Origin of the sequence: Bacillus sp. SB49, assembly GCF_000469135.2 — a bacterium.
Classification (GTDB): domain Bacteria; phylum Bacillota; class Bacilli; order Bacillales; family Halobacillaceae; genus Halobacillus.
The window spans coordinates 2,696,392-2,719,193 of sequence record NZ_CP048117.1 but is presented as its reverse complement, the minus strand read 5'-3'; the positions used below and the strand labels follow the sequence as shown (position 1 = coordinate 2,719,193).

General features: G+C 45.5%; 24 protein-coding genes, 1 tRNA gene and 1 other RNA gene. 17 read left to right on the top strand and 9 right to left on the bottom strand.

The genetic code is table 11. The features are described 5' to 3' along the window. Window positions 1-51 precede the first annotated feature (51 nt). A complete protein-coding gene (locus M662_RS14325) occupies window positions 52-303 on the top strand; it encodes an HPr family phosphocarrier protein (RefSeq protein WP_008634092.1) in 252 nt (83 codons plus the stop codon). A gap of 95 nt (window positions 304-398) precedes the next feature. On the opposite strand, the gene clpP is transcribed toward M662_RS14325, so the two are convergent. Next, the gene (gene clpP / locus M662_RS14320) at window positions 399-989 is read right to left on the bottom strand and encodes an ATP-dependent Clp endopeptidase proteolytic subunit ClpP (protein ID WP_008634093.1); all 591 of its coding nucleotides are present in this window, start codon (window positions 987-989) and stop codon (window positions 399-401) included. A gap of 278 nt (window positions 990-1,267) precedes the next feature. Between clpP and M662_RS14315 the strand changes: the two genes are divergently transcribed. The 11 genes from M662_RS14315 (at window position 1,268) to M662_RS14265 (ending at window position 10,560) form a co-directional block, all read left to right on the top strand. Then, a tRNA-Arg gene (locus M662_RS14315) sits at window positions 1,268-1,343 on the top strand. A gap of 281 nt (window positions 1,344-1,624) precedes the next feature. Continuing rightward, a complete protein-coding gene (locus tag M662_RS14310; RefSeq protein WP_008634094.1) occupies window positions 1,625-1,849 on the top strand; it encodes a hypothetical protein in 225 nt (74 codons plus the stop codon). A gap of 33 nt (window positions 1,850-1,882) precedes the next feature. After that, window positions 1,883-2,104: a glutaredoxin family protein gene (locus tag M662_RS14305; protein WP_008634095.1), complete on the top strand. Its 222-nt coding sequence runs from the start codon at window positions 1,883-1,885 to the stop codon at window positions 2,102-2,104. A gap of 152 nt (window positions 2,105-2,256) precedes the next feature. Further along, complete coding sequence (locus M662_RS14300) at window positions 2,257-3,285, top strand: sugar-binding transcriptional regulator (protein ID WP_026578235.1); 1,029 nt, start codon at window positions 2,257-2,259, stop codon at window positions 3,283-3,285. 36 nt (window positions 3,286-3,321) lie between these two features. Next, window positions 3,322-4,329: a type I glyceraldehyde-3-phosphate dehydrogenase gene (gene gap, locus M662_RS14295; RefSeq protein WP_008634098.1), complete on the top strand. Its 1,008-nt coding sequence runs from the start codon at window positions 3,322-3,324 to the stop codon at window positions 4,327-4,329. 172 nt (window positions 4,330-4,501) lie between these two features. Then, entirely contained in the window at window positions 4,502-5,683 is a 1,182-nt protein-coding gene (locus M662_RS14290; protein ID WP_026578236.1) for a phosphoglycerate kinase, read from the top strand. Between the two features lie 20 nt (window positions 5,684-5,703). Further along, window positions 5,704-6,465 (top strand): triose-phosphate isomerase, encoded by a 762-nt coding sequence (gene tpiA / locus M662_RS14285; protein ID WP_008634100.1) that lies wholly within the window; start codon window positions 5,704-5,706, stop codon window positions 6,463-6,465. Next, window positions 6,458-7,993 (top strand): 2,3-bisphosphoglycerate-independent phosphoglycerate mutase, encoded by a 1,536-nt coding sequence (gene gpmI, locus M662_RS14280; protein WP_026578237.1) that lies wholly within the window; start codon window positions 6,458-6,460, stop codon window positions 7,991-7,993. The genes tpiA and gpmI overlap by 8 nt, the downstream gene beginning before the upstream one ends. 18 nt (window positions 7,994-8,011) lie before the next feature. After that, on the top strand, window positions 8,012-9,298 hold the full coding sequence (gene eno, locus M662_RS14275) for a phosphopyruvate hydratase (RefSeq protein WP_026578238.1): 1,287 nt from the start codon (window positions 8,012-8,014) through the stop codon (window positions 9,296-9,298). A 90-nt stretch (window positions 9,299-9,388) separates the two neighbouring features. Beyond that, window positions 9,389-9,973, top strand: coding sequence for a YdcF family protein (locus tag M662_RS14270; protein WP_026578239.1), 585 nt, complete (start codon window positions 9,389-9,391; stop codon window positions 9,971-9,973). Window positions 9,974-9,981: 8 nt separating this feature from the next. Then, window positions 9,982-10,560 (top strand): nitroreductase family protein, encoded by a 579-nt coding sequence (locus M662_RS14265; RefSeq protein WP_008634104.1) that lies wholly within the window; start codon window positions 9,982-9,984, stop codon window positions 10,558-10,560. 139 nt (window positions 10,561-10,699) lie between these two features. Here the strand turns inward: M662_RS14265 and ytzI are convergent, their stop codons facing one another. The 6 genes from ytzI to M662_RS14235 form a co-directional block, all read right to left on the bottom strand. Continuing rightward, window positions 10,700-10,864, bottom strand: coding sequence for a YtzI protein (gene ytzI, locus M662_RS14260; RefSeq protein ID WP_081694915.1), 165 nt, complete (start codon window positions 10,862-10,864; stop codon window positions 10,700-10,702). 89 nt (window positions 10,865-10,953) lie between these two features. After that, on the bottom strand, window positions 10,954-12,669 hold the full coding sequence (gene ptsP / locus M662_RS14255) for a phosphoenolpyruvate--protein phosphotransferase (protein ID WP_026578240.1): 1,716 nt from the start codon (window positions 12,667-12,669) through the stop codon (window positions 10,954-10,956). 4 nt (window positions 12,670-12,673) lie between these two features. Continuing rightward, window positions 12,674-12,940, bottom strand: a complete 267-nt coding sequence (locus M662_RS14250) for a phosphocarrier protein HPr (protein ID WP_026578241.1) — start codon at window positions 12,938-12,940, stop codon at window positions 12,674-12,676. Between the two features lie 55 nt (window positions 12,941-12,995). Then, entirely contained in the window at window positions 12,996-14,891 is a 1,896-nt protein-coding gene (locus tag M662_RS14245; protein ID WP_008634108.1) for a PTS fructose transporter subunit IIABC, read from the bottom strand. A gap of 13 nt (window positions 14,892-14,904) precedes the next feature. Next, window positions 14,905-15,819: a 1-phosphofructokinase gene (pfkB, locus tag M662_RS14240; protein ID WP_008634109.1), complete on the bottom strand. Its 915-nt coding sequence runs from the start codon at window positions 15,817-15,819 to the stop codon at window positions 14,905-14,907. Then, entirely contained in the window at window positions 15,816-16,565 is a 750-nt protein-coding gene (locus tag M662_RS14235) for a DeoR/GlpR family DNA-binding transcription regulator (protein WP_008634110.1), read from the bottom strand. The genes pfkB and M662_RS14235 overlap by 4 nt, the downstream gene beginning before the upstream one ends. 238 nt (window positions 16,566-16,803) lie before the next feature. Between M662_RS14235 and secG the strand changes: the two genes are divergently transcribed. From secG to rnr, 3 genes are all read left to right on the top strand, one after another. Further along, on the top strand, window positions 16,804-17,037 hold the full coding sequence (gene secG / locus M662_RS14230; RefSeq protein WP_008634112.1) for a preprotein translocase subunit SecG: 234 nt from the start codon (window positions 16,804-16,806) through the stop codon (window positions 17,035-17,037). Window positions 17,038-17,226: 189 nt separating this feature from the next. Next, window positions 17,227-17,970, top strand: a complete 744-nt coding sequence (locus tag M662_RS14225) for an alpha/beta hydrolase (RefSeq protein ID WP_008634114.1) — start codon at window positions 17,227-17,229, stop codon at window positions 17,968-17,970. A gap of 42 nt (window positions 17,971-18,012) precedes the next feature. Then, entirely contained in the window at window positions 18,013-20,304 is a 2,292-nt protein-coding gene (gene rnr, locus M662_RS14220) for a ribonuclease R (RefSeq protein WP_008634116.1), read from the top strand. A 34-nt stretch (window positions 20,305-20,338) separates the two neighbouring features. On the opposite strand, the gene M662_RS14215 is transcribed toward rnr, so the two are convergent. Further along, window positions 20,339-20,758 (bottom strand): Thoeris anti-defense Tad2 family protein, encoded by a 420-nt coding sequence (locus M662_RS14215; protein WP_026578242.1) that lies wholly within the window; start codon window positions 20,756-20,758, stop codon window positions 20,339-20,341. 67 nt (window positions 20,759-20,825) lie between these two features. After that, window positions 20,826-21,710: a GNAT family N-acetyltransferase gene (locus tag M662_RS14210; RefSeq protein ID WP_026578243.1), complete on the bottom strand. Its 885-nt coding sequence runs from the start codon at window positions 21,708-21,710 to the stop codon at window positions 20,826-20,828. A 155-nt stretch (window positions 21,711-21,865) separates the two neighbouring features. Between M662_RS14210 and smpB the strand changes: the two genes are divergently transcribed. Both smpB and ssrA read left to right on the top strand, forming a co-directional pair. After that, entirely contained in the window at window positions 21,866-22,330 is a 465-nt protein-coding gene (gene smpB / locus M662_RS14205) for an SsrA-binding protein SmpB (RefSeq protein ID WP_008634122.1), read from the top strand. A gap of 95 nt (window positions 22,331-22,425) precedes the next feature. Further along, window positions 22,426-22,786: a transfer-messenger RNA gene (gene ssrA, locus M662_RS14200) on the top strand. Window positions 22,787-22,802: the final 16 nt, after the last annotated feature.

Here is a 22,802-nt window from a genome sequence, read left to right as displayed (position 1 = left end):
GGACTGAATCCGCTTACAACGGAGCGGTATTTATAGAGAGGAGCGTGAGTGATGATTGAGAAACAAGTGAAAATTGAATTGGACACAGGGCTTCAGGCAAGACCGGCCGCGCAGTTTGTCCAGGAAGCCAACAAGTTTTCTGCTGATGTGTTTATAGAAAAGGCGGAGAAGCGTGTAAATGCGAAAAGCATTATGGGATTAATGAGTCTTGCTGTCGGAACAGACGAAGAAATCAAATTGATTGCTGACGGTACAGATGAACAGGAAGCGATAGAGCGTCTGACAGCATTCGTGAAGAATTGACGACATTCTTGTGAAAGAATGAGCGCAAAGCAGGTATCGATTTCAAAAAAATAAAAAATCCTCTTCGGCTGACCGCCGGAGAGGATTTTTTGGAGTTATTTGTCTGTAACTTTTGTCATAACCTTATCAATCAAACCATACTCTACCGCTTCATGTGCGGACATAAAGTTGTCGCGGTCTGTGTCGCGCTCGATTACTTCAATCGGCTGACCTGTACGCTCGGAAAGGATTTGGTTTAATTTTTCACGCATTTTAATAATTCGTTTCGCGTGAATCTCGATGTCCGTCGCTTGTCCTTGCGTACCTCCAAGCGGCTGGTGGATCATTACTTCACTGTTAGGAAGTGCGTAACGTTTGCCGGGTTCTCCTGCATTAAGGAGGAACGCACCCATAGACGCTGCCATACCTGTACAGATGGTGGATACATCAGGCTTGATGAACTGCATCGTATCATAGATGGCCATACCTGCGGTAATAGATCCACCCGGAGAGTTAATGTATAGAGAGATATCTTTCTCCGGATCATCAGCTGCAAGGAATAGCAGCTGGGAAACGACAGAGTTCGCGATATTATCATCGATCGGGCTGCCGAGCATGATGATACGGTCTTTAAGTAAGCGGGAGTAAATGTCGTAAGCACGCTCTCCACGGTTTGTCTGTTCAATAACTGTTGGGACTAGATTCATTTCAAATTCCTCCTTATCATCAAGTCAATATGATGGAATACATTAATCATACAATTAAGGTCAATGAAGGTCAAACAAAAACGATCGACCTTTTTCTCGATTTTCCTTCTACCATCATACCCTTAAATTTCCTTACTAAACGTCGCACGTCGTAATTGAATAATTTTTCTGCCTTTCCTCTTTATTTCCCTCCTTGATAGATAAGATTTAAGGAATGTAGTGGAAAAGGTTGCGTTTTTTTAAGAATAACCTTATAATAGATTTTGCATGTCGCTAATGCGCCTGTAGCTCAGTTGGATAGAGCGGTAGATTCCGGTTCTACGTCAGTCGGGGGTTCGAATCCTCTCAGGCGCGCTGAAAATACATAATGTGATAAAAACCCCGATCATTCATTAAGAAGATCGGGGTTTTTATTTTGTGTGTATCTGTTATTATATAAAGATAATGATTTTTGAAGAATGATCTGCGGTTACAAAGATGTTCTTTAGATTAAAGTTATACAAAATACGCACAAATACGATACGAACATTTATTTGGTTTTGCTATCGTAATGTAGTTCCTTAAAGGGTCGGAGTATGTTAGAATTTATATAATAGATGAGATACTTTTCGCTTTGGAATAGAAAAGGGGTATATATGACAAACCTAATCCGTTACAAAATGTTGTCGACTGAGGAAATATCTGAAGACAGACGGATCCACGTGTTCGACATGCAGCGTCAGCGGAAGCTGTCCTTCAATTATGAGTCGCTGAAACGTACACCCGAGAATTATGTAGGCGAAGAGTTAACGGACTTTCTGAAAAAGAGGAAAATGAAAATCGACAATGGTTTTTACGATAAGACCGGGCACGCTTCATAAGCGTGCCTTTTTTGTAAGGAAAGGGGTGTTCATGTGAAGGAGGTAGTCTTGTACAGCAGGCCGGGTTGTAAATTGTGTGAAGAGGTAAAACAGTTGATCGAACTGTTCGATGCACATGTATTGGAAGTAAATATTGAGGATAATCCAGATCTATTGGAGAAATATATACTTGAAATACCGGTGGTCGATATCTCAGGCGAGACATTGGATTATAGAAGCATAGACTATTTCCAGTTGGAAAAGCGTTTACAATAAAAAACGTGTCGTATTCTGCTTGCGATTAGCCGGAGCGACTGTTAATATTAAACCTGTAATAAGATATTTTTTTGCTCCAAGCGGGACAGAATATGACTGGCTGGGACATAAATTATCCCGGTTGGTATTATTTCAAAGAAGGAGCTTTTTCCATGAGAGCGTTCATCGACTTACAGAAGAAATTATTCCCCGACGTTCTGGACGTTATGCAGCGGCGTTATCAGTTGTTGTACTACATTCAGATCATGCAGCCAGTCGGGCGGAGGGCGTTGGCGGAGAACATAGCACTCGCTGAGCGTACCGTTCGAAGTGAGGTTGATTTTCTTAATAAACAAGGCGCCGTCGAGATTACGTCCAGAGGTATGCATTTGACATATGAAGGGCAGAACATTCTTGAACAGCTAGCCGAGTTTATTAAAGAGGTCACGGGAATAAAGGTTTTAGAACAGCAGCTTAAGGATAAATTAAACCTAGATTATGCTGTTGTTGTTCCTGGAGACAGCGATGAGCTCCCTTGGGTTAAACAAGAGATGGGAAAAGCGTGTACCGAGTATTTGAAAAGGCATATTGTCCCGAATCAAGCAATCGCCATTACAGGTGGATCCACGATGGCCGCTGTCGCACAAATGATGCGTCCATACCGTGGAGCCGACCAGTGCCTGTATGTGCCTGCCCGCGGCGGTCTTGGGGAGAGAGTGGAGAATCAGGCCAATACGATCTGTGCTGAAATGGCCAAAAAAGCAAAAGGAGACTATCGTCTTCTTTATGTACCCGATCCACTTAGTGAAGAATCCTATATGACGATAAAAAAAGAGCCTTCCATTAAAGAAGTGCTTGAAATCATCCGCCATGCGGATATCGTCATCCACGGAGTAGGAGACGCCCTGACGATGGCTGAACGACGGAAAACATCCCGGGAACAGCTGGAGCTCATCAAAGAGAACCATGCTGTCGGGGAAGCTTTCGGATATTACTTCAATAGAAGTGGGGAAGTTGTTCATAAAGTCCGCACCGTCGGCCTTCAATTAGAAGATCTGAAGGATGCAGAGCACGTCATCGCTGTCGCAGGCGGCCGTTCCAAAGCCCAGGCGATCGCATCTTATTTCCAGCCCGGACAAAGTAATGTCCTCATCACGGATGAAGGGGCTGCACAAGAGTTAATAAGGGGTTTATCCCTTTAAATAAATGATTTTTTAATCATCAAGGAGGAATTTTGCATGACAGTAAGAATTGGTATTAACGGTTTTGGACGTATTGGACGTAACGTATTCCGCGCTGCGTTGAAAAACAACGACGTTGAGGTAGTTGCAGTAAACGACCTTACAGACGCTAACATGCTTGCACACCTTCTACAGTACGATACTGTACATGGTAAGTTGGATCAGGAAGTATCTACAAACGGTGACAACCTTATCGTTGGTGGTAAAGAAATTAAAGTACTTTCTGAAAAAGATCCTGCGCAACTTGGTTGGGGAGATCACGGTGTAGATATCGTAATCGAATCTACCGGCCGTTTCACTCAACGTGAAGATGCTAAGAAACACTTGGATGCAGGCGCGAAGAAAGTTATCATCTCTGCTCCAGCTAAAGGGGAAGACCTTACAGTCGTAATGGGAGTTAACGAAGACAAATACGACAAAGATTCTCACCATGTAATCTCTAACGCTTCTTGTACGACTAACTGCCTTGCTCCATATGCTAAGGTACTTGACGAGAAATTCGGTCTTAAACGCGGTATGATGACAACTGTTCACTCTTACACAAATGACCAGCAGATCCTTGACCTTCCACACAAGGATTACCGTCGTGCGCGTGCAGCAGCGGAAAACATCATTCCTACAACAACAGGTGCTGCTCAAGCAGTTGCTAAAGTTCTTCCACACCTTGATGGTAAACTTAGCGGTATGGCTATGCGTGTACCGACTGCGAACGTATCTATCGTAGACTTGGTTGCGGAGCTTGACAAAGACGTTACTGCTGAAGAAGTTAACGAAGCGCTTAAAGCAGAAGCAGAAGGCAAACTTAAAGGTATCCTTGGATACAGCGACGAGCCACTTGTATCTACTGACTACAATGGCAACACTCACTCTTCTGTAGTAGACGGTCTATCTACTCTTATCCTTGAAAACAACATGGTTAAAGTTGTATCTTGGTATGATAACGAAACTGGATACTCCAACCGTTGTGTAGACCTAGCTGTTTACCTTAAAAATCAAGGCCTGTAAGCCGAAAGCCTGATTTGAAAATACTATAAAAAAATGGAAAGGAGGGGGTCTCATGTCCTCCTCCTTTATCCATGTTTTATTGGTTCCCGTTCAGACGGCGTTTCCATATCAGGAAGATGTGGAAACGTACATAAGGGGACATCAAACACAACTCTAAGGAGGTTGTCATTCTATGAACAAACAAACAATCCGCGACGTAGAAGTACAAGGGAAGACGGTTTTCTGCCGTGTGGACTTCAACGTACCTATGGCTGATGGAGAAGTGACAGATGACACTAGAATTAAAGCTGCCCTTCCTACCATCAAACACCTGACTGGCAACGGAGCGAAAGTCGTTCTTGCAAGTCACCTTGGACGTCCTAAGGGAGAAGTAGTAGAAGACCTGCGTCTTGATCCTGTTGCGAAGCGTCTAAGCGATCTGCTGGGGCAGACGGTTACGAAGACAGACGAAGTAGTAGGAGACGAAGTGAACAAAGCTGTGTCTGACATGGCAAACGGCGACATCGTCCTAATCGAAAACGTACGTTTCCACCCTGGTGAAGAGAAGAATGACGCAGATTTGGCGAAAGCATTCGCAGATTTGGCTGACCTCTATGTGAATGATGCCTTCGGTGCAGCTCACCGTGCACATGCTTCTACAGCTGGTATTGCCGAGCATGTTCCTGCTGTAGCTGGCTTCTTGATGGAGAAAGAGATCAATGTACTCGGTAAAGCTCTATCAGATCCGGAGCGTCCGTTCACGGCAATTGTCGGCGGCGCGAAAGTTAAAGACAAAATTGGTGTGATCGATAACCTGCTAGACAAAGTCGATAATCTGATTATCGGTGGAGGACTTGCTTATACATTCGTGAAGTCTCTTGGCCACGAAATTGGTAAATCCCTGTTGGAAGAAGATAAAATCGATCTGGCGAAGGAATACATGAAGAAAGCAAAAGAAAAAGGCGTGAACTTCTATATGCCTGAAGATGTTGTCGTAGCCGACGACTTCTCTGATTCTGCCAATAAAAAAGAAGTTGCGATCGACAGCATTCCTGCTGATTGGGAAGCGCTTGATATCGGACCGAAAACGAGAGAGAAATACGCTAAAGTCATCAAGGATTCCAAACTTGTAATTTGGAACGGACCAATGGGCGTATTTGAAATTGAATCTTTCGCTAACGGTACGAAAGCTGTAGCCAACGCTCTTTCTGAAACGGAAGGATATACAGTCATTGGTGGAGGCGACTCTGCGGCGGCTGTCGAGAAATTCGGATTTGCAGACGCCATGGATCACGTATCCACAGGCGGCGGTGCATCTCTTGAATTCATGGAAGGTAAAGAACTTCCAGGCGTCGCTCTATTGAACGATAAATAATAAAGGAGAGGTGAATCATTATGCGTAAACAAGTCATTGCAGGTAACTGGAAAATGAATAAGAATCACCGTGAAGCGGCTGATTTTGTTCAGACGACAAAAAATGAGGTTCCTTCTTCCGAGCAAGTGGAATCCATCGTTTGTGCTCCGTTCCCTTTTCTACAGAAACTGGTAGAAGAGACGGAAGGTACAAGCCTGAAAATCGGTGCACAGAATATGCACTTTGAAGAAAACGGAGCATTCACTGGGGAAGTTAGTCCGGTTATGCTGAAAGAACTTGGCGTGTCCCATGTCGTACTTGGTCACTCCGAGCGTCGCGAGATCTTCAAAGAAACAGACGAAGAAGTAAACAAGAAAGTCCATGCGGCATTCAAGCACGGTTTGACTCCAATCATCTGTGTAGGGGAATCCCTTGAACAGCGTGAAGCGGACCAGACAATGGACGTTGTTGAAACGCAAGTGAAGAAAGCGTTGGACGGTCTTACAAATGAACAGTGTGCAGAATCCATCATTGCTTACGAGCCTATCTGGGCGATCGGTACCGGTCGTACAGCTACTTCCGAGCAGGCAAATGAAGTATGCACATACATTCGTAAAGTTGTCAGCGAATTTGTTAACACAGAAGCTGCAGAAGCTGTACGTATCCAGTACGGTGGAAGCGTGAAGCCTGCTAACGTAGAGGAACTTCTATCCCAGTCTGATATCGACGGCGCACTTGTCGGCGGTGCCAGCTTAGAAGCGGATTCTTTCTTGAAATTAGTGGAGGCAGGTAAGCATGAGTAATCAAAACCTTGCTGCCTTGATCATCCTTGACGGCTTCGCTATCCGCGAGGAAGAGAAGGGGAATGCCGTCAAACAGGCGAACACACCAAATTTTGATCGGTACTGGAACAATTACCCCCACTCCCAGCTTACGGCTAGTGGAGAAGCGGTTGGGCTTCCGGAAGGTCAAATGGGTAACTCAGAAGTGGGTCACTTAAATATTGGTGCAGGCCGGGTGGTCTACCAAAGCTTGACAAGAATCAATCTTTCCATCCGTGAAGGAGATTTCTTTGAAAATGAAGTATTGCTGAACGCCGTTCGCCATGCAAAAGAAAACGGCAAAGCGCTTCACATTTTCGGTCTGCTTTCCGACGGTGGAATTCACAGTCATATCGATCATATGATTGCAACATTAAAGCTTGCTAAACAGGAAGGGCTGGAGAAAGTATTTATCCACGCATTCCTAGATGGTCGTGACGTAGGACAGCAGTCAGCGAAAACGTACATCAAGCAGGCACAGGAAGCGATGGAAGAAATCGGTATTGGTCAAATTGCGACGCTTTCCGGTCGTTATTTTGCGATGGACCGTGACAATCGCTGGGAACGTGTGAAAAAGGCTTATGACGCCATCGCTTATGGAGAAGGATCTAAGTATCAGGATCCAATTAAAGCGATGGATGATTCCTACGCAGAAAACGTGTACGATGAATTCGTTGAGCCGGTCGTTCTGACTGATGAAAACGGACAACCGCTCGGAACGGTAGAAGATGAAGAAAGTGTTGTATTCTTCAACTTCCGTCCTGACCGTGCGATCCAGCTTTCCAAGGCGTTCGCCAACGATGATTTCAGTGACTACGATCGTGGAGAAGAAGCTCCTAAGAATCTTCACTTCGTAGGAATGACTCAATACAGCGATCAAGTGAACAGTAAAGTTGCTTTTCCTCCGAACAATTTGAAGAATACGGTCGGAGAAGTACTTGCATCTAATGATATGAAGCAGCTGCGTATTGCGGAAACGGAGAAATACCCGCACGTAACGTTCTTCATGAGCGGTGGCCGCGAGCAGGAATTTGAAGGGGAAGAGCGCATCCTCATCGATTCTCCGAAAGTGGCGACATACGACCTTAAACCGGAAATGAGCGCCTACGAAGTAACGGATGCTCTACTGGGTGAATTGGATGCGGATAAGCATAATGCTATCATCCTCAACTTTGCCAACCCGGATATGGTTGGTCACTCCGGCATGCTTGAGCCGACAGTCAAAGCGATAGAAGCGGTCGATGAATGTCTAGGTAAAATCGTAGACAAAATCCTTGAAAAAGGCGGCCATGCGATCATCACGGCCGATCATGGTAATTCCGACGAGGTGACGACCTTGGACGGTGATGCGATGACGGCACACACGACGAACCCGGTTCCTGTAATCGTAACGAAAGAAGGCGTAGAACTTCGCGAAGGCGGAATTCTGGGCGATCTTTCACCGACGCTTCTTGAACTATTGGATGTCGAGCAACCAGAAGAAATGACAGGAAAATCATTAATCAAATAATTAAGGGAGAGAATTTATATGCCATACATTACTGACGTATATGCACGCGAAGTCCTTGACTCTCGTGGTAACCCAACTGTAGAAGTAGAAGTTTATACAGAATCCGGAGCTTTCGGTACAGCACTTGTACCAAGTGGAGCTTCAACTGGTGAATATGAAGCAGTTGAACTTCGTGACGGTGACAAAGAACGCTACCTTGGTAAAGGTGTTGAAAAAGCAGTTGCCAACGTAAATGAAACAATTGCTCCAAAACTTCTTGGAATGGACGTTACACAACAAGTCCTTATCGACCAAATGATGAGAGAACTTGATGGTACAGAAAACAAAGGAAACCTTGGTGCGAATGCAATTCTTGGTGTTTCCATGGCTGTTGCACACGCGGCTGCAGATGTTGTAGGTCTTCCACTTTACAAATATCTTGGAGGATTCACTGCTTCTACTCTTCCAACACCGATGATGAACATCCTAAACGGTGGAGAGCACGCGGATAACAACGTAGATATCCAAGAATTCATGGTCATGCCTGTGGGCGCTCCTACTTTCAAAGAAGCTCTACGTATGGGTGCGGAAATTTTCCACTCCCTTAAGACAGTTCTTAAGAACAAAGGCTACAACACTGGTGTTGGTGACGAAGGCGGATTCGCTCCAAACCTTCAATCCAACGAAGAAGCACTATCTACTATTATTGAAGCAATTGAAGCAGCAGGCTACAAGCCGGATGCAGAAGTTAAGCTTGCTATGGACGTAGCATCTTCTGAAATCTATGAAGACGGCAAATATAACCTTAAAGGTGAAGGTGTCGTACGTACTTCTGAAGAAATGGTTGACTGGTACGAAGAGCTTGTTAACAAGTACCCGATCGTATCAATTGAAGACGGTCTTGATGAGAACGACTGGGAAGGTACGAAGCTTCTTACAGACCGTATCGGCGACCGCGTACAGCTTGTTGGTGACGACTTGTTCGTTACAAACACAGCTAAACTAAGCCGTGCGATTGAAGAAGGCGTTGGCAACTCTATCCTGATTAAAGTTAACCAAATTGGTACGCTTACAGAAACATTCGAAGCGATCGAAATGGCTAAACGTGCAGGTTACACAGCAGTCATCTCCCACCGCTCCGGTGAAACAGAAGACGCTACTATTGCTGACATCGCAGTTGCGACGAACGCTGGTCAAATTAAGACTGGTGCACCGTCCCGTACAGACCGTGTAGCTAAATACAACCAGCTTCTTCGTATTGAAGATCAGTTGCTTGGAACAGCTAACTATGCAGGTGAAAAAGCGTTCTACAACCTGAATAAATAATTTTTTCAAATTGAGCCTCTCTGATTATTCAGAGGGGCTTTTTTCTATGATATGATAGGAAAAGATTATCAGGAGTAGGAGAACGAATGTATGAAACGAGTAGCCAAATTCGTATGTTTAATTGTCTTTATATACAGTATTTATACCGCATATTCTGTGTGGACCTATGGAGAAGAGGAGCCTGTTCAAAAAGCAGATGCAGCCATCGTCCTCGGAGCCGCTCAATGGAATGGAAAACCAAGCCCTGTCTTTGAAGGAAGACTGAAACAGGGGATTGAACTGTATAAGGACGGGAAAGTGGACTACCTCGTCTTGACAGGTGGTAGAAGTGAAAACGCAGCTTCTTCGGAAGGGGAGACTGGTAAGTCCTATGCGATGGAGCATGGGGTCCCGGAAGAGCATATTCTTTATGAGGATCGTTCCATGGTGACGGAAGAGAATTTGACGAATGCAAAAGAGGTAGCCGAACAAAAAGGGATTCACACGTATATTCTCGTCAGTGATCAATTCCACCTCAAGCGTGCGGTAGGGATGGCGAAGAACCAGGGAATGAACGTACGAGGCGTCCCGACGAAATATAGTGCTTATGAGACGTTGGAAACGAAAGTACCCTTTTTCCTGAAGGAGTGGGGGTACTCGATGGGCCAGCAGGTAACGAAGATTTTAATTGTGTGAGGTGACTTATGGAGCTGGAAGATGCGATTCTCGGGCGAAGATCCGTTCATGAGTATAAACAGGAGTTGGTTCCCGAAGGAGTATTAGAGGGAATTTTCACAAAAGCTTCCTGGGCTCCCACCCACCATATGAAGGAGCCTTGGAATATTTATATGTACCAGGGGGCGGGGGTGAAAATGTATGCGGACAATGTGCTCCGCAGCTATGAGAGGCAGGGCTTCTTCTCGGGATACAAAGAAGACCGTCAAACAAAAGTGAGAGAAGGTATCCGTGATTTCTTATTGCGCATTCCTCATCATGCCCTTATTTATATGGAGAAGGACCCGGATAAGAGGAAATACGATGAAGATTATGCTGCGGTATGCGCCTATATCCAAAATGTTCAGCTTCTCGCCTGGGAATCTGGAGTGGGTGTTCTGTGGACGACGAATCCTTATTTGTACGATTCGGAGTTCGTCCGTGATATCGGATTGGATCCGCACATTCACCGTCTCGTGTCTGTGTTGCAGATGGGGTATCCGGCGAGAGTTCCTAAGCCGAAGCTGCGGACGGAGATAGGTAAGAAGTTGAGTATTATCGATCGATAATAAACAGAGTGAACCCGACGTGGGCATTATAAGCGACAAAGACCATGGTTAGAAGCGTTTTCGTTGCATGGCAGGGTTTGGGGTTTGTAATAGGTAGAAAGATCATAGAAGGTCTCTAATAAAGAAAAAAAGCTGACGCTTAAGGGGCGTCAGCTTTTTTGTGTTTGTCTTCATGGAGATCCTCTGCGGGCAAAGGATCGACGGTGTGTTTATAGTCATAGCCTTTAGAGACAGCAAAACCAAACATAGCGGCTATCAGTAGTACAATACCGATGCACAAGATTAAGAGAATCGTCAATGTCATGGAAACACATCTCTTTCGTCAGATTCGACGTACTGAGACTTGCATCAGCACACACTTATTGTCCCACAAAGCAATTAGTTATACCAGTTTTATTTCTGTGTCTTTTCTTTAATGAAATCAACGACTTCTTCTGCAGTACCCATAGAAAGAATCTGATCCTTGAAGGAAGCAAGCTCTTTCTTGGATAGATCTTTGATTTGTGTACGTGCAGGAAGAATGGATGTGGCGCTCATACTGAATTCGTCCAAGCCGAGTCCAAGCAGGATAGGGATAGCGATTTCGTCTCCCGCCATCTCTCCACACATGCCGGCCCATTTGCCTTCGGCGTGAGCAGCTTCAATCACGTTATTGATAAGGTTCAGGATGGCAGGGTTGTATGGTTGATACAAGTAGGATACTCGTTCGTTCATACGGTCAGCAGCCATCGTGTATTGAATAAGGTCATTTGTACCGATACTGAAGAAGTCGACTTCTTTAGCGAACTGACGAGCGATGACCGCCGTAGCAGGGATCTCAACCATCATACCGACTTCAATGTCATCCGATACTTCCTGACCTTCCTTCACCAAGTTGGCTTTCTCTTCTTCAAGAAGAGCTTTTGCCTGACGGAACTCGTCCAGCGTAGCAATCATTGGGAACATGATTTTAAGGTTCCCGTGAACGCTCGCACGAAGTAGTGCTCTCAGCTGCACACGGAAAATATCGTCGCGCTCAAGGCAGAGACGGATAGCGCGATAGCCGAGGAACGGGTTCATTTCATGTGGAAGTTCCAAATAGTCCAATTCTTTGTCGCCGCCGATGTCAAGCGTCCGGACAACAACTGGTTTGTCTCCCATTTGCTTCAGAACGGAGGAATACGCATCGTATTGCTCTTCTTCTGTTGGAAGCTGGCTTTTGCCCATGTATAGGAATTCTGTACGATACAGACCGACACCTTCACCGCCGTTGTTCAAAACTCCTTCTACGTCTTCCGGAGTACCGATGTTGGCAACAAGCTCCACGTGCTCCCCTTCAGAAGTGATGGTCGGCTCATCTTTAAGCTTCGCCCATTCCTGTTTCTGCTTCTCGAAATCATCCTGCTTCTGTTTGTACGCTGCAATCTGCTCCTCAGAAGGATCGATGATGACATCTCCGCTGATACCGTCAACGATGATCATCGTATCTTTATCAGCCTGGGAAGTGATGTTCTTCGTACCTACGACCGCAGGGATTTCAAGCGAGCGGGCCATGATAGCGGAGTGGGATGTACGTCCTCCGATGTCTGTAGTAAACCCTTTAACGTACTGTTTGTTTAATTGAGCTGTATCAGAAGGAGTAAGATCATCGGCAACGATGACTACTTCTTCGTTGATCAATGCTGGATCCGGGAAGGTCACACCCAGAAGGTGGGCCATAACACGTTTTGTAACGTCGCGGATATCAGCAGCACGTTCGCGCATGTACTCGTTATCCATGCTTTCAAACATGTTGATAAACATATCCGCCGTTTCAGATAAGGCAAACTCAGCATTTACATTATCACTCTTGATTTTATCTTCTACAGGCTGGATCAACTCCGGATCACTAAGGACCAAAAGGTGAGCAGAAAAGATTTCTGCATGTTCGTCACCAAGTGATTTCTTCGTATGTTCCTTGATTTTCTCCAATTCTGATTTAGAAGTGTTCAAAGCCTCATGCAGGCGTTTTACTTCTTCTTCTGGTTGTTCAATAGCGTTTTTCGTGAACGAAAGGTCTGGAGCTTCCAGACGATATACTTTCGCTATGGCGATGCCGCTGGAAGCTGCAATACCTTGAAGCTGTGTCATGCTGTTATTCCCCCAAGCCTTCATTCTTCATAGTTTTTTCTAAATGATCGATTGCTTCTTGTTCATCGTTGCCTTCTGCAGTAATCTTCACTTCTGCGCCGGCAGGGATGCCAAGGCTCATGATTCCCATGATGGATTTCAGGTTCACGGCCTTCTCTTTGTAATGTAAGTTGATATCAGACTCGTATTTACCAGCGTTCTGAACGAGAACAGTGGCTGGACGAGCGTGTACACCGTCAGCAGATGTAATTTTAAAAGTTTTTTCTACCATGATAATTCCTCCTAAGAATTAGTGTTAATGATGGAAATACCCTAACTTTATCATTTTAAGCTTTTCTTAGGTCTTTTTTCAACAATCCTACAATAATTGCGCCAAGAATCGATCCGGCAATAATTGCCACCAGGTAAAGCAGAATTTGCGTTATTCCGCCTGCCACCAATGGAGCTACAATAATTCCGCCGTGTGGTGCCTGAAGATCGATGCCGAACAACATTGTCAACATTCCGGCGAGGGCACTACCTGCCACCATGGACGGGATAACACGCGCCGGGTCCGCTGCTGCAAACGGAATCGCACCTTCGGTAATGAAGAATGCGCCGAGTGGATAGGCTGCTTTTCCAGTTTCGCGTTCTTCTTTCGTAAATTTATTTTTGAACAGCGTTGTGGCAAGAGCCATAGCCAGTGGTGGAACCATTCCACCTGCCATCGCTGCTGCGATGAACGTGTAGTTTCCAGCCTCAAGAGCTGCGATACCGAACGTGTAAGCCGCTTTGTTTACGGGACCACCCATATCTACAGCCATCATACCGCCGACAATTAACCCGAGAAGGGCAAGGTTGGAACCGCTCATGCTGTCAAGTAAATCAAAGAGCCATGTGTATACACTTGTTAGAGCAGGGTTGATGAGTAACATAATCATTCCTGTAAGGAAAATCGCAAAAAGAGGATATAGAAGAACCGTCTTCAATCCGTCCATAACAGCTGGCAGGCCTTCAAGCATTTTCTTCACAAGGAGTGTCAAATAACCGGCTAGGAAACCGGCGATTAATCCGCCTAAGAAACCAGAACCGTTTCCAGCACCTTCAACTGTTTGAGTAACGGCAATCAAACCACCGATCATACCTGGGGCGAAACCTGGTTTATCAGCAATACTGGATGCGATGAAACCGGCAAGGACAGGAACGAGCAGGAAGAATGCGTTTGCGCCGCCAATGATGTTCAGCATTTCTGCGAAGCGGTTGTATTCGCCGCTGGCCGGATCTGCGGAGTTAATTCCCCAGAAGAAAGAAATAGCGATCAGAATTCCGCCTCCGACAACAAATGGAAGCATGTTGGATACACCGTTCATCAGGTGCTTGTAGAATCCGGAACGTCCTTTAGCATCAGAGCCGCTGTCTTGCTTCTCGCCTCCGCCTTGATAGATCGGTGCGTCTTTATCTACTGCTTTCTGAATAAGTTCTTTCGCTTCGTGGATTGCTTTGGCAACAGGTACTTGAATGACCGGCTTGCCGGCGAATCCTGACATATCCACATTGACATCAGCTGCTACGATGATAGCGTCTGCTTCTTCAATATCTTCTGCTGTCAGACGGTTTTTTACACCGCTGGACCCGTTAGTCTGTACTTTGATCTGGACACCCATGTCTTTAGCTGTTGCTTTCAACTTATCAGCCGCCATGTACGTGTGAGCGATACCTGTTGGGCATGCAGTGACTGCAAGGACTTTACCGGATGCGCCGTCTCCTGTTTCTTCTTCGCCTTCTTCTTCCGCTTCTTTAGCGTTAATAGCAGCGAGAACGTCTTCATCCGTCTCTGCTGCTTCCAGCTTCTCGCGGAAATTCGTGTCCATCAAGAAGGAAGAAAGGCGGGACAGCGTTTCCAGGTGAGCGTTGTTTGCACCTTCAGAAGCCGCAATCATGAAGAACAAGTTTGTCGGCTGTCCGTCCAGTGACTCGTAATCCAATCCTTCTGTGGAACGTCCAAAAGCGATCGCTGGATTTTTTACAGCAGCTGTTTTGGCGTGAGGAATAGCAATTCCGTCACCGATTCCTGTTGTGCTTTGTTCTTCCCGAGCTTCGATGGCCTGTTTGAATGCAGCGCGGTCATTCAATTTTCCTGCGGTATCAAGCTTACCGACAAGTTCATCGATCGCTTCCGGCTTAGAAGCGGCAGACATGTTCAACAAAATGGTGTCTTTTGTCAAAAGATCTGTGATTTTCATATGGTTACACTCCTTATTTAATAGTAGTTAATTTAATTTCTGGCAGTAATTTCTCCACGTCTTCCTGCTGACAAAGGTCATCCTGGAAGGCTGTAGCACTTCCGGAAGCTACGCCGTAGCGGAATGCTTCCTCTTCCGGCTTGCCGTGGTGAAGGGCAGATAGAAAACCGGATACGACAGAATCGCCGGCTCCTACTGAATTCTTCAATACACCTTTCGGAACATTGGCGTAACGAACGCTCTCTTTTCCTACATAAACGGCGCCCTCGCCGCCCATTGATACAATGACGTGCTCCACACCTTTGTCCAAAAGTTTCTTCCCATACTCCGCTGCGAGTTCTTTGGAGTCTATCGTTACATCAAATAACTCTCCAAGTTCATGGTGATTGGGTTTCAGCAGGAATAAAGGAAGGCCGATCAGCTGTTCGAGTGCTTTTCCTGAAGTATCGGCTACTACTTTCGTTCCGTTCTCTGCGCAGATACCTACAACGGTTACGTAGAAATCAGATGGCAGGGAGGAAGGGACACTTCCTGCAAGCACAAGCGTATCGTTCTCATCCATACTGCGGATTTGTGTAAGGAGGGTTTCCTGTAATATTTCTGAGATTTCAGGTCCTGGACCGTTAATTTCAGACTCACCCTGGCTCTTCAACTTAACATTGACACGCGTGTTCTGCTTCGTGTCGATGAAGTCGTGGGATACATTTTCCGCTTCAAGAGCTTCTTTTACAAACGCTCCCGTGAACCCGCCGAGGAACCCGAGTGCTTTTGTTTCGACACCGAGTCTGCCCATGACGCGGGACACGTTGATTCCTTTTCCGCCCGGGTAGTAGAAGGTCCGTTCTGCGCGGTTCAATTCACCGGCTTCGAATCCATCTACATGCATAATGTAATCAATGGAAGGATTCAATGTACAAGTATAAATCATGTAGTCACAACCTTTATGTTCGTTTTGCTTTGATATTCTTTCAAGTCTTCTCCATCATAGTCTGTCACAATTTCAGCATCCGATAGATCGGAAATCTTAGTGAAGCTGACTTCCCCGAATTTCGAGTGATCAATCAATACATAACGCTTCCGCGAAAAACGGATCGTCGTTTGTTTGATAACAGCTTCTTCAGGATCCGGTGTCGTAAAACCGTCCTCCAGGGTGACGCCGTTCGCTCCCATGAAACAGATATCAAAGCGATACTGCTTCAAGTTATCCAAAGCGCCGGCTCCTATGACTGCGCCGGTCCGGTGTTTGACCCTTCCACCTAAGACGTATGTCGCTATCTGATGGTCATTGAGGGCATCCAGATGGGATAGACCGTTCGTTACAACAGTGATGTCGTTTTGCTTAAGGTACGGAATCATTTCGAATGTTGTGGAACCCGCATCAAGAAATATGCAATCGCCGTCCTGTACAAGGGATGCGGCAAATTTTGCTATGTGAGTTTTTTCTTTGTGAAACTTGGTAGCTTTCTCGCGCATCGTCGGTTCCGTATTCGCAGAGCTCTTCAGGGAGGCACCGCCGTGGACGCGTCTCAGCAACCCTTCCTTTTCCAAATGATCTAAGTCACGACGGATCGTTGATTCAGAAGCACCCGTAGCATCGACCAGTTGTTGTATCTTAGCTGTGTGATTGTTTTTGACTGCTTTCAGGATGAGTTGGTGACGATCTGGCGTGAGCATGCACGATCCTCCTCTCCGATGATTCCTACAACCATAATAAAGTAAGCACTTACATAAAGCAACCAAAAATAATCAAAAACAATCAATAACTTTCAACATTATACACGAAATTCGTCAAAATACGCGAAAAACCTACAAAAAATTTTAGAGTGGAATGGATAATTATCTTGCTGGAACAAGGTGTTTATGCTACATTTAAACTAGTTATTTGTACGTCTTCCGGGAGGTGTTGGATATTATGGAAACACTTGCGATTACTTTATTGACGATTGATACGGTTATTTTGATCATTCTGGTTCTTCTGCAGTCAGGAAAGAGTGCCGGGCTGTCCGGAGCTATTTCCGGCGGAGCGGAACAGCTGTTCGGTAAGCAAAAAGCAAGAGGGATTGATGCAGTCCTTCACAGAGCAACTATCGTGACAGGAGTTCTGTTCTTCGTTTTCGCTTTCTTGGCGACATATATTCTCGGGTAAAACAAAATGATGCACATAAGACCGCGCCTATTTTAAGCGCGGTTTTTCTATTTATTCCCCTGCTTCCATGATCTGCATGCATGGAAAGGAAATGCCACTTCTTCTTGCATTTGATAAAATAGAAACGATTGTGTAAGAGAATGAAATTGCGTAATTAGGACAATGATGAAGGTAAGGAGAGAATGACATATGAAAATCAAACAACCTCAGCCATTTACGTTTGAAGGAGGAGAACGTGCGGTATTATTACTACATGGATTCACGGGGCATTCTGCCGATGTGAGAATGCTGGGACGATTCCTTCAAAAGAACGGATATACGGCTCATGCGCCCATTTACAGAGGGCACGGCCGTGAACTGGAAGCTTTGATCGATGCAAGACCGGAGGATTGGTGGAAGGATGTACAGGATTCCTTAAACCATCTAAGGGATTCCGGTTACGAGAAGATTGCAGTCGCTGGTCTTTCCCTAGGCGGTGTGCTCGGATTGAAAACCGCTTATTCCGAACCGATTAAAGGTCTTGTTACGATGTGTGCACCGATGTTCTTCGATAACGAAAAACAGCTCACACAAGGATTTGAATTCAAAGCAAGACAGTACAAACAACTGGAAGGCAAAGATAAAGAAACGATTGATAAAGAGGTAGCTGAGCTGCTCGATGAATCGTCTGAAATGTTCAAACAACTTGGCGCTTTTATCACAAGCGTACACGATGAAGTCGACCAAATCTACACACCGACTTTCGTTGTCCAGGCTGCACAGGATGACATGATCAACACAGATAGTGCTGACTACATCTATGAGCAGGTGGAAGCAGATCAAAAAGATATTAAATGGTACAAAAACTCCGGGCATGTCATTACGATGGATAAGGAAAAGGAACAGCTTCACGAAGATATACTTGAATTCCTTGAATCATTGGATTGGTCATAAACACCGGAGTCTTGTCCTTCATTTAAAAGGAGGTAAGACAAATTGAGTTCAGAATTAAAGCAGAAGATATTAGATTTATTCCAGGAGCATATTTCCAAACCATTATCCGTCGAAGAATTGCAGGATGCATTGGAACTTGATGGGGCTGATTCATTTAAGGAATTAATGAAGACGCTGAACAGTCTTGAAGAGGAAGGGGAGCTCGTTCGTACTAGGAAAAACCGCTTCGGTCTACCGGAGAAGATGAATTTGATCCGTGGACGAATCCAAATGCATGCCAAAGGTTTCGCATTCCTCATTCCTGATGAGGAAGACAAAGATGATGTGTACATCCATCATTCCGATTTGAATTCTTCCATGAACAATGACAAAGTACTTGTTCGAATTGAGAAGCGGAAGGAAGATGGAACAAGGCCGGAAGGTGCGGTTATCAGAATTCTTGAAAGAGCGACAACCCGCGTGGTGGGGACCTATGAATCCAGCCGCAATTTCGGTTTTGTCATTGCGGATGATAAACGTATCCCTAATGATATTTTCATTCCGAAGGGACAGACGAATGGTGCGGTGGACGGCCATAAAGTCATCGTCAATATCACCAAATTCCCTGAAGGGCGTATGAGTGCGGAAGGTGAAATTGTTGAAATACTTGGTCACAAAAATGACCCGGGTATCGATATCATTTCCATTATATATAAGCACGGAATTAAGGTGGACTTTCCGGAAGAAGTGCTGCAGCAGGCAGCGGATACACCGGAGACAATCAGTGAAGATGAAATTAAGAACCGTCGGGATCTTCGTGATGAAACGATCGTTACGATTGACGGGGCGGATGCGAAGGACTTGGATGACGCGGTTACAGTGAAGAAACTGGATAACGGCCATTTCAAACTCGGTGTTCATATCGCAGATGTTTCCTATTATGTCAAAGACGGATCTCCTATTGATAAAGAAGCGAGGGAACGCGCGACCAGTGTGTATTTGGTGGATCGGGTTATTCCTATGATTCCTCACCGGTTATCGAATGGAATCTGCTCTCTGAATCCTCAGGTGGACAGGTTGACGTTGTCCTGCGAGATGGAAATCGACAGCAGCGGTGAAGTAGTCCAACATGAAATTTTCCAAAGTGTGATCAAGACAAATGAACGAATGACATATAAAGATGTAAACAGCATTCTTGAAGATGAGGATGAGGAACTCATTAAGAAATATGAGAGCCTTGTACCGATGTTCCGGGAAATGGAAAGACTGGCCAGCACGCTGCGCGGAAAACGCATGGGACGCGGAGCTATCGATTTCGATTTCAAAGAAGCCGGCGTCGTTGTGGACGAAGAAGGAAAAGCAGTCGATGTCAAGCTTCGGGAACGGTCGGTGGCAGAGCGTTTGATTGAAGAATTCATGCTTGCAGCCAACGAAACCGTTGCGGAGCACTTCCACTGGATGGAGGTCCCTTTCATTCACCGGATTCACCAGGACCCGGATGAAGAGAAACTGCAAAAGTTCTTTGAATTTGTAGCAAACCTGGGCTATGTCGTGAAAGGCTCTGCCGAGAGTGTTCACCCGCAGGCGCTGCAGAAAGTGTTGGAAGAAGTCAAAGGGACGCAGGAAGACATGATCATATCAAAACTGATGCTCAGATCCATGCAGCAGGCTAAGTATGATCCGCAGAGCCTTGGACACTTCGGTCTTGCAACGGATTTCTATACGCACTTTACATCTCCGATCCGCCGTTACCCGGACTTAATTGTGCATCGCCTGATCCGCACTTACCTTGTAGAAGATAAGCTGGATTATAAGACGCGTAAGCATTGGAAAGATCAAATGCCGGAGATCGCCCGCCATTCGTCCGAAATGGAACGGGCGGCAGTTGATGCCGAACGGGAAACAGATGATTTGAAAAAAGCGGAATTCATGCAGGATAAAATCGGGGAAGAGTTTGAAGGTGTCATCAGTTCCATCACCAGTTTCGGTATGTTCGTTGAATTACCGAATACAGTGGAGGGCCTTGTTCATGTTAGTACTTTAACAGATGATTACTATTCCTTCCACGAAAACCAGTTCGCTATGATTGGAGAAAGGACCGGGAACGTCTTCCGTATTGGAGATGAAGTCACCATCCGTGTGACGAATGTAAATCTTGATGAACGGGTTGTGGATTTCGAAATTGACGGTATGAAGCCCCGTAAACAGCGTCCCCGTCCGGAGCGTCCGAAGCAGATTAAATCCAAAGGACCGGAACGGAAGAAAGATAAGAAGAAAAACAAGCAAAAAGGAAACAAACCATTTTATAGAAATAAAGGCGTTCCTAAAAAAGGAAGCAAGAAAAAGAAAAAATAACAAAAAAGCCGTCCATTGCGGACGGCTTTTTTGTTTAGGCACTGAGTTTGTTCTGTACGTTCTCGATGTCTTTTTCGTTGAGGTGACGGGAAGAGGTTTTTAGGTCTACATCGACATAGCGCGCCCATTGAGGCAGCTCCTGCTCGTCGATCAAATGATTGTTCAAAACCTCGCCGTTGTGTTCTGCGCAGATTTGGTAGGAAACGAACAGTCTGCCCTGCATCAGTTCACGATCGTGAGAAACGGAAACGATCGTCCAGCGGTCTTTTTCTACCTGCTCCCAGTCGTCTGCGAGAGCGTCTGTCGTGGAGAGTTGATAGATAGCCGGTTCATTGTGATCGAAGAAGCTTATCGTTCCTTGTTCGTCCTTCGTTATATATCCAGCACTTGTCCATGAAGTACGTCGTAATGCATTACCTTCGTCCAACAGCTGTACGGCTTGAATAAAGTTCATTTTATCATTTATCCTTTCTGGAGAAGAAGTTTCACCATCAGGATTTTAAAGACTAAACCCACTCGTGTCAATACTTACAGGTTGATTTCATTAAAAAGTCAAGATGGTTCCGCTTCCATTGTCCGTACAGGATCCAAGGGTCCTGAAATTCAAAGGCAGTCGTGTTTGGGATGGTTTGGAAGCCTGCTTCGGTAAAGTCAAACCAGCACCCATCATTTTCGCTGTTCTTCTTCCAGTACTCCAGCACGGTTTCATAAAAACCGGGTTGATGAAAAGCATCATCCCAACTGTATTTCACATGGGCATATGCTTCACCTTTTACATCATTTCTAATGATCATAAAACGATCCTCTGCTTTGTTTATGTAGAAAGAGGAAGCTTTCATGTAAGCATCTGTAAAGAATACCTCGTCGTAGGGAAGGGGATAGTAGCATTCATAAGGGAAAACCTTTGAAGCGTACTGCATCAGAAGGCTGCGTTTATGAGAGGGATCGGTGACTTCCTCCCAGACAGGCCCTGGTGTGTGCCCTTTCAAGTGCTCTGGTTTCTTAAGAATGACGGCATGAGTAACCGATTCACCGTGAAAACCGAGTTTGGAAAATACTCTTCTCGCTGCTTTGTTGTTTATTTGTGTGTGCCCTCCGAACCAACGGATATTCTCATTTATTTGAAAATCTTCAATAACGCGGGAAAGCAGGTTGGTGGAGCAGCCCTTTCCTTGGTGCCGTCGGTCACTCCGCAGCCGCCCCAGCATCGCATAACGTCCCTTGCCATATAGACTGATGCCGCAGATGGAAAGGAGGGCATCGTCTTCAAACATCCCGTACAAGTACTCGCTATCCGATTCCACTAAACGTGGAAAGATACGCAGCACGTAATCATCTTCTATTCCTGTATCCATTCGCTTAAAGACATCATAGTCGTTTCGTGTTAAGCGCCTTATATCAGCCATCGCTTGTTCTCCTTTTCTATATATACATCCATCTTCTCATATGCCGTTTAAAGAAGTCTATTCTAATAAATCAGATAATTGCGACGTTCGTTTGGAATTGGAAACAACGGGTACATTTGGTACAATAGAAGGTACGCGAAAGAGGAGGAAAGCTTATGCCTAAGGGAAACGGAAAGACATTAGCACAAAATAAAAAAGCACGTCATGATTACCATATAGAAGAGACGTTTGAAGCGGGCATTGTCCTTCAGGGCACGGAGATCAAGTCGATCCGTAATGGACGCCTAAATTTGAAAGACAGCTTCGCCCGGATTAATAAAGGGGAAGTGTTTCTCCATAACATGCATATTTCGCCTTATGAACAGGGGAACATCTTCAATCACGACCCGACTCGGGCGCGTAAACTGCTTCTGCACCGAAAAGAAATCAACCAGCTTATTGGTCAGACCCAGCAGAAAGGGTATTCGGTCGTACCGCTCAAAGTCTATATAAAAAACGGGGTAGCGAAGGTTTTAATTGGACTCGGTAAAGGGAAGAAGAAATATGACAAACGGGAAGACTTGAAGCAGAAACAGCAGAAGCGGGAAATTGACCGCGCCATGAAAGACAGCCTGCGGTAGCTCCGGGTTGAAAAAATAAATGTTTCTGTTATAATAATATTTGTCGTCAATATGACATTGGATACAGCTTGACTGTACTCCCTTTTAATCCTAACGGGGACGTTACGGATTCGACGGGGATAGGTCGAGCTCGGGTCGCGAGTCGAGCGACGTCTCGTAAACCGTCATTTGCCTATAATAACTGGCGAATCTAAACAAAACCTAGCTGTAGCTGCGTAAGTAGTCTATAGCTGATCCTTCCCGGCATCGCCCATGTGCTGGATGAAGGGTCTCAAACTGAAGTGGGCTACGCGTTTCTCCACCGCCTGAGGAGAGACGAAGAGACTAATCAGGCTAGCTCCTCGGAAGCCTGTTGATAGGCCGAAGAGGTAGTGAATGATAATATATCAACTACGCCCGTAGAAGCCCGAGTGCCGATATCTCCGGACGTGGGTTCGACTCCCACCGTCTCCACCAATACATACTATTGGTG

What these genes read in the sequence shown, in the direction of transcription:
- M662_RS14325 (WP_008634092.1), top strand. Translation starts at nt 52, where the DNA reads ATGATTGAGAAACAAGTGAAAATTGAATTGGACACAGGGCTTCAGGCA.
- clpP (WP_008634093.1), bottom strand. Translation starts at nt 989, where the DNA reads ATGAATCTAGTCCCAACAGTTATTGAACAGACAAACCGTGGAGAGCGT.
- M662_RS14310 (WP_008634094.1), top strand. Translation starts at nt 1,625, where the DNA reads ATGACAAACCTAATCCGTTACAAAATGTTGTCGACTGAGGAAATATCT.
- M662_RS14300 (WP_026578235.1), top strand. Translation starts at nt 2,257, where the DNA reads ATGAGAGCGTTCATCGACTTACAGAAGAAATTATTCCCCGACGTTCTG.
- gap (WP_008634098.1), top strand. Translation starts at nt 3,322, where the DNA reads ATGACAGTAAGAATTGGTATTAACGGTTTTGGACGTATTGGACGTAAC.
- M662_RS14290 (WP_026578236.1), top strand. Translation starts at nt 4,502, where the DNA reads ATGAACAAACAAACAATCCGCGACGTAGAAGTACAAGGGAAGACGGTT.
- tpiA (WP_008634100.1), top strand. Translation starts at nt 5,704, where the DNA reads ATGCGTAAACAAGTCATTGCAGGTAACTGGAAAATGAATAAGAATCAC.
- gpmI (WP_026578237.1), top strand. Translation starts at nt 6,458, where the DNA reads ATGAGTAATCAAAACCTTGCTGCCTTGATCATCCTTGACGGCTTCGCT.
- eno (WP_026578238.1), top strand. Translation starts at nt 8,012, where the DNA reads ATGCCATACATTACTGACGTATATGCACGCGAAGTCCTTGACTCTCGT.
- M662_RS14270 (WP_026578239.1), top strand. Translation starts at nt 9,389, where the DNA reads ATGAAACGAGTAGCCAAATTCGTATGTTTAATTGTCTTTATATACAGT.
- M662_RS14265 (WP_008634104.1), top strand. Translation starts at nt 9,982, where the DNA reads ATGGAGCTGGAAGATGCGATTCTCGGGCGAAGATCCGTTCATGAGTAT.
- ytzI (WP_081694915.1), bottom strand. Translation starts at nt 10,864, where the DNA reads ATGACATTGACGATTCTCTTAATCTTGTGCATCGGTATTGTACTACTG.
- ptsP (WP_026578240.1), bottom strand. Translation starts at nt 12,669, where the DNA reads ATGACACAGCTTCAAGGTATTGCAGCTTCCAGCGGCATCGCCATAGCG.
- M662_RS14250 (WP_026578241.1), bottom strand. Translation starts at nt 12,940, where the DNA reads ATGGTAGAAAAAACTTTTAAAATTACATCTGCTGACGGTGTACACGCT.
- M662_RS14245 (WP_008634108.1), bottom strand. Translation starts at nt 14,891, where the DNA reads ATGAAAATCACAGATCTTTTGACAAAAGACACCATTTTGTTGAACATG.
- pfkB (WP_008634109.1), bottom strand. Translation starts at nt 15,819, where the DNA reads ATGATTTATACTTGTACATTGAATCCTTCCATTGATTACATTATGCAT.
- M662_RS14235 (WP_008634110.1), bottom strand. Translation starts at nt 16,565, where the DNA reads ATGCTCACGCCAGATCGTCACCAACTCATCCTGAAAGCAGTCAAAAAC.
- secG (WP_008634112.1), top strand. Translation starts at nt 16,804, where the DNA reads ATGGAAACACTTGCGATTACTTTATTGACGATTGATACGGTTATTTTG.
- M662_RS14225 (WP_008634114.1), top strand. Translation starts at nt 17,227, where the DNA reads ATGAAAATCAAACAACCTCAGCCATTTACGTTTGAAGGAGGAGAACGT.
- M662_RS14215 (WP_026578242.1), bottom strand. Translation starts at nt 20,758, where the DNA reads ATGAACTTTATTCAAGCCGTACAGCTGTTGGACGAAGGTAATGCATTA.
- M662_RS14210 (WP_026578243.1), bottom strand. Translation starts at nt 21,710, where the DNA reads ATGGCTGATATAAGGCGCTTAACACGAAACGACTATGATGTCTTTAAG.
- smpB (WP_008634122.1), top strand. Translation starts at nt 21,866, where the DNA reads ATGCCTAAGGGAAACGGAAAGACATTAGCACAAAATAAAAAAGCACGT.